The sequence below is a fragment of the Belliella filtrata genome, from assembly GCF_022549775.1.
Lineage (GTDB): Bacteria > Bacteroidota > Bacteroidia > Cytophagales > Cyclobacteriaceae > Belliella > Belliella filtrata.
The window spans coordinates 13,326-25,612 of the sequence record NZ_JAKZGP010000030.1; the positions used below are offsets into that span (position 1 = coordinate 13,326).

The 12,287-nt window shown below is 38.6% G+C and carries 11 protein-coding genes; 9 read left to right on the forward strand and 2 right to left on the reverse strand.

What is annotated here, in order from left to right; all coding sequences use genetic code 11:
• The first annotated feature begins 1 nt into the window (after position 1).
• Positions 2-649, forward strand: coding sequence for a deoxyribose-phosphate aldolase (deoC, locus tag MM239_RS12075; RefSeq protein ID WP_241348500.1), 648 nt, complete (start codon positions 2-4; stop codon positions 647-649).
• Here deoC and MM239_RS12080 read toward each other — a convergent pair.
• Positions 646-1,824, reverse strand: coding sequence for a Na/Pi symporter (locus MM239_RS12080; RefSeq protein ID WP_241348501.1), 1,179 nt, complete (start codon positions 1,822-1,824; stop codon positions 646-648). The genes deoC and MM239_RS12080 overlap by 4 nt on opposite strands.
• Positions 1,825-2,151: 327 nt before the next feature.
• Between MM239_RS12080 and MM239_RS12085 the strand changes: the two genes are divergently transcribed.
• The 5 genes from MM239_RS12085 to MM239_RS12105 all read left to right on the forward strand — a co-directional run bounded on the left by MM239_RS12085 (position 2,152) and on the right by MM239_RS12105 (position 8,347).
• Positions 2,152-3,282 carry a hypothetical protein gene (locus tag MM239_RS12085; protein WP_241348502.1) on the forward strand — a complete coding sequence of 377 codons (1,131 nt, stop codon included), beginning with the start codon at positions 2,152-2,154 and terminating at the stop codon, positions 3,280-3,282.
• 143 nt (positions 3,283-3,425) lie between these two features.
• Positions 3,426-3,869, forward strand: a complete 444-nt coding sequence (locus tag MM239_RS12090) for a nucleoside deaminase (protein WP_241348503.1) — start codon at positions 3,426-3,428, stop codon at positions 3,867-3,869.
• 106 nt (positions 3,870-3,975) lie between these two features.
• The gene (locus MM239_RS12095) at positions 3,976-4,581 is read left to right on the forward strand and encodes a superoxide dismutase (RefSeq protein WP_241348504.1); all 606 of its coding nucleotides are present in this window, start codon (positions 3,976-3,978) and stop codon (positions 4,579-4,581) included.
• Between the two features lie 166 nt (positions 4,582-4,747).
• Positions 4,748-5,725 carry a hypothetical protein gene (locus MM239_RS12100; protein ID WP_241348505.1) on the forward strand — a complete coding sequence of 326 codons (978 nt, stop codon included), beginning with the start codon at positions 4,748-4,750 and terminating at the stop codon, positions 5,723-5,725.
• Positions 5,726-5,914: 189 nt separating this feature from the next.
• The gene (locus MM239_RS12105; protein ID WP_241348506.1) at positions 5,915-8,347 is read left to right on the forward strand and encodes an outer membrane beta-barrel family protein; all 2,433 of its coding nucleotides are present in this window, start codon (positions 5,915-5,917) and stop codon (positions 8,345-8,347) included.
• Positions 8,348-8,828: 481 nt separating this feature from the next.
• On the opposite strand, the gene MM239_RS12110 is transcribed toward MM239_RS12105, so the two are convergent.
• A complete protein-coding gene (locus tag MM239_RS12110) occupies positions 8,829-11,381 on the reverse strand; it encodes a M14 family zinc carboxypeptidase (RefSeq protein WP_241348507.1) in 2,553 nt (850 codons plus the stop codon).
• A 135-nt stretch (positions 11,382-11,516) separates the two neighbouring features.
• On the opposite strand from MM239_RS12110, the gene MM239_RS12115 reads away from it, so the two are divergent.
• The 3 genes from MM239_RS12115 to MM239_RS12120 are packed head-to-tail and all read left to right on the forward strand — an operon-like array spanning position 11,517 to position 12,119.
• Complete coding sequence (locus MM239_RS12115; protein WP_241348528.1) at positions 11,517-11,699, forward strand: PLDc N-terminal domain-containing protein; 183 nt, start codon at positions 11,517-11,519, stop codon at positions 11,697-11,699.
• Positions 11,700-11,749: 50 nt separating this feature from the next.
• Positions 11,750-11,938 carry a PLDc N-terminal domain-containing protein gene (locus tag MM239_RS21215; protein ID WP_394801505.1) on the forward strand — a complete coding sequence of 63 codons (189 nt, stop codon included), beginning with the start codon at positions 11,750-11,752 and terminating at the stop codon, positions 11,936-11,938.
• 7 nt (positions 11,939-11,945) lie between these two features.
• Positions 11,946-12,119, forward strand: a complete 174-nt coding sequence (locus MM239_RS12120; protein WP_241297515.1) for a PLDc N-terminal domain-containing protein — start codon at positions 11,946-11,948, stop codon at positions 12,117-12,119.
• The last annotated feature ends 168 nt before the right edge of the window (positions 12,120-12,287 follow it).

Here is a 12,287-nt window from a genome sequence, read left to right on the forward strand (position 1 = left end):
TATGAAAAACATAGAAAGATACATTGAGCAAACTGTCCTAAAGCCAACCCTGACGGATAGAGATATAGATCAAGTGGTCAAAGAGGCCTTAGAACATGGTTTTGTGGGAGTTTGTGTGCCACCATTTTGGGTGAAAAAAGCTAAAAGAGATCTAGGTGAATCTGATGTGCAGTTGGTTACTGTGGTGGGATTTCCGCTGGGACATCAGCTTAGCGAAGCAAAAGCTTATGAAACAGAATTAGCAATCAAAGATGGAGCTGATGAGATAGACTTGGTCTGGTCACTATCAGCATACAAGTCAGGGATGAATTGGCCAAAAATAGAAATAGCCAAGATCGGCAATATCTGTCATCAACAAGAGAAGCTACTCAAAGTAATCATCGAGACAGCTTACCTGAGCGATGAAGAGATTGTAGAGGCATGTATGATTTGCAAAGATGCTGGTGTCGATTATGTGAAGACTTCTACTGGATATGCTCCAGAAGGTGCTAAAGTGGAACATGTAGCCTTGATGCGTGAGCATTTGCCAAGTAATATTGGTATAAAAGCAAGTGGAGGCATAAAAACTGCGGAACAAGCCATTGCATTGATTCGAGCTGGTGCAGATAGGATTGGTACCAGTTCGGGTGTACAAATTGTTAAGCCCTAGTTATTTGCTGGGATTTCAGTTGAGTTTACTTTTTTCTCATTGGCTTGAGAATTTGTCATGTCCTCATGTCTGTTGAAATATATTAAAAGAAAGGGGATGATGAAAAATGTCAAAAGAATATAGGCGAACCCAACAATCCTGGTTTTTACAGACTCTTTTCCAAGGTAAGTAGCTATTTTTACTGGGATATTCCTGATGGAATTTATTGGCATAAATATAAGTGCCCCAATCACATTGAACAGCAGGTGAACGATTGCAATGCTAATGGCAGCCTCTGTATTGTAAATGGCTGCTATCAGTGCTGTAATGGTAGTCCCGATATTAGCCCCGATGATAAAGGGAAATACTTTGATCAACGAAATCCTCCTGTTGGCTACAGCTGGGACGATCAGTGAAGTAGTGACCGTGCTCGATTGTACCGCGGAAGTGAAGAATATTCCATACAAAAACGCCACAGCTGGAGTTTTGAAAATATGCTTGCTTACTTTTTTATAATTGTCAGAGATGAATGTTTTGAAAACAGTAGCGGATAGGATCTTGATTGCTCCAAATACAAGCAATATACTTCCAATCAATGCTATGATAGGATACTTAATGGAAGATACCAGCCACAAGGAAAATGGTCTTGTAAAAAAGGCATTGTACCTAATTGGTCCTTCAGCAGAATTTTTGGATTCAAAAAATGTATGCGTAATGAACTGAGCGGATTGGCTCAAAAACCCAAAGTAAAATTCTAACGGAAATAGAATGATAACAGTAATGATGTTGAATACATCATGGAGAACACCCGCTGATAAGGCTTTTTTGAACTCTCCTCTTTTCATGATAAAGGAGAAAGACACTAGGGTGCTGGTAATCGTTGTGCCGATATTTGCCCCCATGACCAAAGGTACAGCTTGAGTGAGTGTCAAGCTACCTGAGGCAACTACAGCGACAATCATCGCAGTTACCGTCGAGCTACTTTGAATCAAAGCTGTCATCAAAAGACCGATAAAGAGACCTACAAATGGATTGTTTGTAGCTTGAAAGACTTCTTTTGCCAATTCATTGTTAAGCTGAAGCATAGATACAGTCAGTAAGTCTATGGACAGCATAAAAAGCAATAGTGCAAAGGCCATTTTCAAAAAGAAAATTGCTCTATGTGATTGATTATGTGAATCTTTGCTTATTGTCATCGATTGAAAAAGCCACATTGGAGTGGTCTTGCCCTATTTTATGCCACAAAGTAACGGTAGAAAATATGAAATAGTCAGTGTTTAGTATGAAGATATTGTTAATATTGACAGCTTGTTTTTGGTGAAAAATTGAATCGAGATAAATTTTTATTTTGAATATGCTCATGAATTTTTCAATTGATTTCGTTTTGTGAAATTTTAGGTGATATAGATTGTAAGGTTCAGGGTGTTAAGAAATGGTATCAATGTCTTAACAATTTGTTAACATTCAAGCCAATTAATCTTCTTTACCTTTGTGACGGAATTATTCATAAGCCACAAAATATTATGGCCAAGCTTAAAGATCAAAACATTAATCAGGACGCTTTATCCAAAGTTTCCTATGCACTTTTTGATTTCACAAAGAAAGAAAAGTCATTTTTATTAATTACACTAATTCTAGTGTCTATCGCTGGAATCATTACACCCTATACTTATGCCGCAATGTGGTTTGGATTTGCGTTAGCTGCTTATTCGGCCATCGCAAATGATAGTATACAGACGATCGGTACTTTCATAGCCTCCAATCAAGAGAGAAAATGGTATTGGTTGTGGTTATTTATGGGGCTAATTTTCGTTGGTACGGTCACCTTCAGTTGGTTCACCTATAATGGTGATGTTAGTTATCAAAGATTACAAGTTCCGGGGCTTGAGGAAGCACCTACTAGTTTTGTTTTCTTACAGCTAGCTGCACCAATTGTCCTGTTGGTTATGACCAGAATGAGGATGCCTGTATCTACGACATTCTTATTGCTTAATGTTTTCACTTATAAAGCTGGGACCATTGTGAGTGTTATGCAAAAAAGCTTTTTGGGTTATCTTCTGGCTTTTGTGATAGCGATCATCGTTTGGTTTACCTTAGAGAAATTTGTTACGACCTACCTCAAGGGTAAGGCAAAACCTTACTGGTATGTGCTACAATGGATCACTTCAGGTACACTTTGGGCAGTGTGGATCATGCAAGATGCTGCGAATATTGCAGTGTTCCTTCCTCGTCAGCTGAATGTGTGGGAGTTTGTAGCTTATACAGGTTTTGTATTCTTAGGGCTTGGTTTCTTATTTTATCTCAAAGGCGATAGGATTCAAGGAATCGTGAATGAAAAGACAAAAGTAACTGATGTAAGGGCTGCAACCATAGTGGATTTTGTATATGCTATAATATTGATCTATTTCAAAATGATAAGCAATGTTCCTATGAGTACCACATGGGTATTTATAGGATTGTTGGGAGGTAGAGAGTTGTCTATTGCTTTGGCAAAATCGAAGAAACTTACAAAACGGAAGGCTAGATTAGTACGTGCTTATAGATTGGCTAGAAAGGATATTGTTAGGGCTTTGATAGGTTTGTTAGTATCTCTTATCTTGGCTTTGATCATCAATGAAGGTGTGAGAAAGGAAATTTTCGATTTGATTTTCTAAAGGAGTCGAAACTTGTTCGAGATTGAATGGTCTACTTGTTTGGTCGAGAACGCATCAAATGATTATACAAGAGCGCAGTCGTATCACAGACTGCGCTTTTTTTATGCTCTTCTTTAAGATCAATGTTGTATTTTTGAGACATCATGGAAATGTACACAGACGAATATTTTATGAATGAAGCCATGAAAATGGCTCATATTGCATTTGAGGAAGGTGAGGTGCCTGTGGGAGCAGTGATAGTGTGTCGCAATAAAGTGATCGCGAGAGCTTATAACCAAACCGAAAAACTTACCGATCCGACAGCGCATGCGGAAATGCTTGCAATTACAGCAGCCACCAATGCTTTGGGAGCAAAGTATCTCACAGAATGTAAGCTTTATGTTACCTTAGAGCCTTGTGTGATGTGTGGAGGAGCTGCATTTTGGTCTCAATTGGGTGAGCTGCATTTTGCGGCTTCTGATCCAAGAAGAGGATATGGTAGGATAGAGCCAAATCTTTTGCACCCTAAGACCAAGGTGGTCACAGGTGTGATGGCTGATGTGTCAAAGCAATTGCTAGATGATTTTTTTAAAAATTTGAGAAAATGAGCTTTTTCTCGAAATTCAAGAACTATTTTCAGGAAGGCTGGGTTTATTGAATGTATCTTTATACAAAGAAATTAATTTTATTATTCACTATAAAACTATAAAAATTATGGCTTTTGAACTTCCAAAACTACCTTATGATTTTAATGCGCTAGAGCCGCACATCGATGCAAAGACAATGGAAATCCACCATGGCAAGCATCACAATGCTTATGTCACTAACTTGAACAATGCGATCTCTGGTTCTGACCTAGAAGGTAAGAGCTTGGAGGAATTGATGAAAGTGGCTGGCTCAAATGCAGCTGTAAGAAACAACGGTGGTGGTCACTATAACCACAGCTTGTTCTGGACTGTATTGGCACCAAACGGTGGCGGTCAGCCAACAGGTGACTTGGCAGCTGCTATCGATGCTAAATTTGGATCATTTGATGCTTTCAAGGAAGAGTTCAATAAAGCTGCTGCTACAAGATTCGGCTCTGGTTGGGCATGGCTTTGTGTAGATGAGAGTAAAGAACTTTGTGTATGCTCTACTCCAAATCAAGATAATCCATTGATGGATGTAGCTGAGAAGTCTGGTACACCAATCCTTGGCCTTGATGTATGGGAGCACGCTTACTACTTAAATTATCAAAACAGAAGACCTGACTATGTTGGTGCTTTCTGGAATCTGGTGAACTGGGATGAAGTAAGCAAAAGATTTGCTGCCGCAAAATAATTTGTTGTTGCTATATATTTGAAACCCGTGGGTGTTAGCCTTCGGGTTTTTTTTTATATTTATGTTTTTCTTTTATAGATTGATTCTTTTCTATGAATGCTTTTAGAGGAAAGGGGTCAATTTGGTGAAGTAAAAAGAATTGGTTTTTAGTTATTCATTACGACATATGATAAATATCAAAAATTGGGTATCGGTAGCAACTGTAAGTGCTATTGGGATTTTATTTTCATGTGAAAATAGCAAGGGAAAAACATCAAAAAGTAGGGTTTTTGAAGAGATCGTGTTTGTGGACAGTATCTATTTGGATTTACCTTTGTACCGAATTCAATTTGACTTGGATACGGGGTTTGGGTATTATTATCCAGAGAAAATGATCTTTAAATTTGACAAAAGCTTTAGAACAGTCGATACGCTTGGAAGACGGGGGGATGGCCCCAAAGAAAATCTGATGGTGAGAAATTTTCAGGTTAATAAGCAAGGAAATGTAGAGATTTTTGATTCTGAATTAAATAGATTTAAAGTTCAGGATTTTGAAGATTCTGTGTATTTCAGTCATAATTTCAATATAAATATTTCTGGGGGGTATCATTTTGGGGGGAATAAATTTGTGGTCTGGTATATGAAAGACAAATCCAAACTTGCTTTTGACTTTTTGGATATCAACACGAATGAAAGCATACCTATCGAATCTATTAATTCACAATTTGATATAGATCACTCGGGTTTAATTTATGAAGGAGTTGTAAATGTTACTGGAGATGAGTTGTTTTTCACTTCCTATTTTGCAAGCTTCATGTTCAAGTACAATTTTAAGACAAAAGAATTCTTACAAACAAAGTATATTCAAGACTTTCCTTTGCCGAAGGTTTTAGAGATTGGTTCGGGTGTAATGTTAGACAATGCTGATGAATTAATACTAGATAGCTTTATTTTTCAGGGCAAATTGATCTTGATTTCTAATGTTGGTGATAAGAATTTTCCTAGCCAAAGGTTTCTGGATGTATATGATGCCAAGACTTTAGAATACGAAAAATCTTATCCTCTACCTGACTTGAATGATGCAGTACCTGACGAAGGGTTTGCTTATTCAAAAGATCAAATTGGGATTTTATATGAAGATTTGATAGCGATTTTCAAGCCTTAACATCATTATATTTTGTACCACTGTTCAGAAAGTGAACAATAAAACTGTACGGTATTGGAACAGGTTGATTTCTGGCGCATATTTTTAATTATTTGGTAATCAAGTTGTTGTATGTTTATTTTTCCTTTGGCACTGCTTTTTCATTAGGCAGTGTACAAGAAATAACTCAGACACATAATTTGAACACCAATGAAAGTTACTATCCAAGTTTTTACAATCTTCTGTTTTTTCCTCATGGGACTAAGCAATGCAGCCGCCAAAGAGACTGGTCTTATCTACGGTCAAGTTAAGGATCAGAAAGGTGAAGTTTTACCTTTTGCCAATGTGATGCTCGTAGATGCAGAATCTGAATCCATGATTACGGGTGCGGTGAGTGATGATGCGGGTAAGTTCTCAATCGAAACAAGCCGATTTGGGAAAGTACGCTTGATAGTGTCTTCCATTGGTTTTGAAACGATGAAGACTGAAAGCTTTCAAATCAAAGCTGGTGATCGACTGGACATGGGTACGTTGAGCATTGAGGAGGAAGTCTCTTCTTTGGGCGAAGTGACCGTAAGGGCGAACAGACCCGAAGTTATCATTGAGCCTGATAAGACTACAGTGAATATCGAAGGTACTGTAATGGCCGAGGGAAATACAGCCCTTGATGTGATTGGAAGATCTCCAGGAATCTATGTAGATCAAGATGGCAACATTAACTTGAATGGAAGGTCAGGTGTGACTGTGATGATCAATGATAGACCTTCTTATATGAGTGCGGAAGATCTGGCTAATTTTCTAAGAGCCATGCCAGCTGATAATATCAAAAGCTTAGAGATTATCAATAACCCAACTTCTCGATTCGACGCTGAAGGAGCAGCTGGGGTAATCAATATTAAGTTGAAAAAAGGCAATGTTGATGGTGTTTTTGGAAGTGTTCAGATGGGTGGATTGTACAATGGGCAATTTGCACCAACTACTGGGGTGACTTTAAATGTGAAAAAAGGAAAGTGGACCAATAATGCTAGCTTGAACTACAATGAGTACGCTGTGTTCAATGATTTGGAGATAAAAAGAAACTTTTTGTTACCAGAAGGAATGTCAGTCTTTGATCAAGAAAGTAGAATCACAACCAGAAATAGAAACCTATTCTTCAATGGTGGTACAGACTATGAAATCAATAAAAATCACAGTGTAGGTATGAGTGTGCAAGCATCTAAGTCAGGAGGAAATGATGTAAGTCGAGCTTTGACACAAGTAACTAACCCGGGTACTACGGACAGAGATTTTCTCAGGTCTATTAATGATAGCGAAGATGGTAGATACAGATTGTTTGGAAACCTCCACTATGTTGGCCTTCTTGATACTTTGGGTACCAAAATCACAACCGATATAGATTATACCAAAATGCACTCAGATGCAACAGCAGTATTGGGTAACTACGTATGGGTCAATGAGGCTGAAGATCAAGCGGACTTTGACAGAATCAGGAATATCAACAACATGGATTATCATATCTTCACAGCAAAAGTTGATTTCACCAAGCCATTTGGAAAAGGCAGGGTGCTAGAGACTGGTGTGAAAGGGAGCTGGGTGAAGTCTGACAATAATTTGGATTTGAGTAGGTCGGTGGGAGAAGGTCCATTTGTTACAGATCCTAATAGCAATAGGTTTATCTATGATGAAAATGTACTTGCAGCTTATGCTTCATACAAAGGTAAATTTTCGGATAAAGTAGGTTTTCAAGCTGGATTGAGAGGAGAGTATTCTGATATCCTAGGTACATCTGTCACCCTTGGCCAAGAGAATGCCCAACAGTACTTCGATTTGTTCCCAAGCATGTTTATCCAGCATAAAGTAAGCAAGGACTATCAGATTGTGTACAATGCAAATAGAAGGATCACCAGGCCGAACTACAGGTTACTTAACCCATTTGTGTTCTACATTGACCCATTGACCACAGAGAGAGGGAATCCAAACTTAAGACCTCAATATGCTCATAACTTGGAAATGAACCATATCATCAAAGGAGCCTATCAGTTTAGCTTAGGCTATTCATTGACGACGGATGTGTTTCAACAGATCTTTGAGCAAGACGTTGAGACCAGAACGACCACGACCTACAATGCCAACTTGGATAGGTCTCAAAATGTAAACTTCAGGGGAATTATCCCAATTGAGATCACTTCATGGTGGAATACCAGCAACATGGTACAAGTAAATTATGCCAAGTGGAAGTCTCAAATTGGAGATGCACTCTTGGACGTGGATCAGGTTTCATACATGGCGAGATCGCAGCATAATTTCATCTTGCCAAAAGGATTCAAGGCAGAACTGATAGGGATGTATATGAGTCCAATGCTTTGGGGGCAGGCTACTATCGGAGCCATGGGGGGAATAGATGCAGGTATCACGAAGACATTTGCGAAGGATAAGCTTTCATTGACTGTAAATGGCACGGATTTGCTTAGAACCCAAGTGATCAGAGCCGATGTGCAATTCGATCAGATAGACACCTTTTTCAGACAATATAGAAGCAATCAAGGCGTGAGATTTACTTTGAGATACAAGTTTGCTAGAGGAGAAAGCTTCCGCGTGGCCAATAGAAGTGGTAGCTCGGAGGAAGTCGACAGGCTAAATTAATGCTAAAAGCCAAAAAGTATTTTGGAGACATGAATATGATAAAATTGGAGTGTGAATTATAAAGGTTAAATACAATCCGCAGACCCCTGCAACAACAAGCCCTGAAGGATCTTCAGGGCTTTGTTTGTTTTTGTTACCATATAATTTATTTCGTAGGAGGTTGTTTGGGGTAGTTTATTTAATTTTTTCTTATTAACACGTCCATGACCTTTTGATATCCCTCACCAAATCACCGATAAGCTAATCTCCATTAAACGGAACATCTTCATCTATCCACTAAATCTAAAATCAATCTTGTTTAGACCTGCCATGTTTGTTCTGCTTATAGGGAAAAGGCAATTATATGCATATGCGCTATTTGATGGGAAACCGGACAGGTCTTCTCAGCATAACTAAACAATATAACACTACAATCTAATTCCGAGCTATAGGGTTACAATCTAAAATCTAATCCCTATTGGGGTTAAAATCACCCAATTCTCTACCTCCCTGTCCCCAGCTCAATGGTCTGGCCAAAAAACAAGGCGTTGATAAATAGCTTGCTTGTGCCACGCCAGAATCCACGGAAATTTGGATTGTCTACAAATCCTATGATGCGGCCTTCACCTAGCGTATTTACCTGAACTATGGCTGACTCATTGATCAAGTCTAGGTTTGTAGGATGAACATAGCCACTTGCAAGGGAGCTATCTGTATATTTTACAGGGTTGGCAAAAGGATTGGTACTAGGAGATAAGAACATGTTGTTATCTCTAAAAGTATATAGTTCAGCCGACTCAAACCCGTAAGCCAATGGATGGGTAAGGTCTAGTTCAGCGTGAAATATTGCACCAGAAGTGATGCGTGCTCCAGCTGCTGCGCTGTAGTCGGCATAACTTGTGGTATCACTACTTTCTATAGGAGGGATTTCTTTGAATGAATAAGTGGCAAGTCCATGATGGTTGAGCCATGTGAGTGCTTCACCTCTTCCGATCAAAAGTCCACCATTACTGATCCAGTTTTTCAGGGCATCCAATGCGGATTTTCTCATGCCTTCATAGTTTCCACTAGGCATGATGATCGTGTTGTAGCGTGTGAGATCTGCTGAGCCAAGCCTTTGTATAGAGAAGAGCGTCAGTGGTATCCCCAGTTTCTGATCGAGTAGGTGCCATACCTCACCGGCTTCCTGACCTTCTATTCCTTCGTCTACCAGTAATGCAACTTTGGGTGCTTGAAGTACATCTATTTTTGGAGTGCTTGAATTGTCCTCTTCAGGTGTATCAGAAGAAATGGCATAGATATTTATTCCATATTTCTCTGCTAATTCTTGCAGATCTTCATACATTGAAGCTGAAGTAGCATTTGAAAGTCCCTTACTTATGATTATTGATCCCCTTTCAAATCTCTTGTCTTTGGTGCCTTGCCACTCTTGATGGTTTATGCTGACCAAATAGTTTTTTTGCATCAATTCGTAGGTAGCCTTTGGCGCTAAGTATTCACTCCATTCGAAGGCAAACGTATGTGCTTCAGCATCTCCTATAAGTTCACCCTTAGCTTGTGGGTGGTCTTTGTCGATGAGTTCCACACTGGCCAAATTTAAGATACGACTGCTTAGTGCCATGGATTTAATGTTGTATGCCATGGGCATGGTCCAGGCGGTAATGTCTTGGAAAATACTATCTTGATAGCTTATGTTTTCTTCAAAGATCCCTTTGATGAGCCTGTATTGAGGTTGGGTAAGGGGTACAATAAAAGATTTGTCCTTTTCAAAAGGGACACTGTTGACGATGATGTCTTCATTGAGCGCGAAGACATTAATGCCATGCTGGGTAATCATGGTAGCCAGCGCTGAGGCACTGTATCCATCTGATGAGCTTCCGAAAATATAGGCTTTGTTAGTGTCTTCATCTGCTTCTTTTTTGGAGTCTGCATAGAACTCCTTGAGGTAACTATTCAGCTCTTTCCTCATCTCTACTGTAGCTTTGATAGAAGATAATGAGGTTGCGAAATGGTTCCGAATATTATTCTCAAAAGAGCTTGAGCCAAATACACGCTCTTGAGGCTGTCCTCTTGAAAAAGCCTGCTCTAGAAATACACCAACAGAACCCTGAATGTCAGCATATGTTGACCCTTTGCCATAGTAAAAGTTATCTAAGTAATCTTGGCTATGACCTTGAAGGCCGATACTGTCTTGCAAGCTGGTATTGTACTCTCTGATTTTCTTCTTCAAATCATGTGCTTTCTCTGGAATTTGAGGGTGATAGACAAATGGAATGTTTTGATTCAAAGAATAAGTAATGTTTGTGCTGATTTCATGAAAATCAAGCTGAACATTAGGAAGCCAATCTTGGAATACTGCTACTCTGTTGCGAGACTCTACATGCTCTAGGGGTAGCCAATCTTTGTTGAGGTCTTGCCAGTAATGGTTGGTTCTGGCGCTAGGCCATGGTTCATTTAGACCTTTTTGCTCTGGATCTTCTAGGAAATGATAGCTTTTATGAGCATTGATCCATGAGGCAAACCTGCTGTACCCATCTGGGTTCAGAGAAGGATCAATGATAATTACCAATTGTTCAAGGTCGGTTTTAACCTCCTGTGCAGCGGCATAGTGATAGGCTGTAAGTAAAGAGGAATTGGTCGTTGAAGCTTCATTACCATGGACACCATATCCAGCAAAAACAACTGCCGGCATGTTTTCAGTATTAATGCTAAGGTTTGCTAGTCGGAGTTTTTTTCTTTCAGCTTTTATCTTTTCAAGATTTTTCAAGTTTTCAGGACTACTGATGATAACATTGATCTGAGGTCTTTTTTCATAAGTCCTTCCGATTTCTTGGATAATCACCCTGTCTGATGCTTGCGCCAAGGCTTTCATATATTGTATCACTTGATCATGCGATACATGCCAATCACCTAGTTCAAATCCCAACACGTCTTTTGGCGTGGGGATCGAAGTGCTGTATTGGGTGTTTTCTGGCAGAAAATATGAAATATCTGTCTGAGGAAATGCAGTGCTACTTAATAAGAAAAAACTCAAGACAAGGCGAATTTTCATCATGATTTTTAGGGTTTTAATGCTATTTTATTTTTAAAGTAGATTTTTTTTTGAGATATTAGATTTATCGCTAGCCAATTATTCATGAACTTAACTTTCTCACAGATGGATTTAATTTCTCCTTCGTCTTTACCAAATATGATTCATGTTTACATCTTCTTATTTGCAACGCTGTGGATATGGGCTGTGGTTGATTTACTCAAAAGCGAATTTAAAGATAATTCTACGAAACTACTTTGGTTGCTGTTGTTGATTTTTTTAAATCCATTGGCACCATTTCTATATTTTCATCTATCTCGTAAACAAAAACTACGCATATGAGCTTTCTAATGATAGGTGGTTTAAATCCATTGTTGTTGATTTTTGGTATGATGATTGGTTTAGTATACCTGATATTTTGGATTATTACTTTGATCAATGCTATACAATCTTCTTTCGTTGAGGATAACATGAAGTTGATCTGGGTTTTGATAATATTATTTAGTAGTCCAATAGGTGCTGTTATTTATTGGTTAGTGGCACCAGGGCAGAAGAAAAAACATTTTAAACCTTTAAATTGATAAGATTATGTTCGGATTAGGAATCGTAGGTCTTTTGATATATGCCTACACCATTTATGATGTGTTGACAAGGAATTTTCGTGGAGGTAATGACAAAATTGTTTGGATTCTTGTAGTTTTGTTTTTGCCACTTTTAGGAACCTTACTTTGGTTTCTGTTTGGTAGAAAAGGCACAAGCTGATTTAGATAAAGTTGGAAGAATACTAAAAAAAGTGAAGGCTAACTCAAGTTCTTTTTTATGAACCATTGAGTCTTCATCAAATAGGAAAACGTAGCAATTGATGGCTTGTATGGGATATTAAATACTCTCATTAGCCTCAATTGCTGCTTTTTTTTTCTTGATTTGATT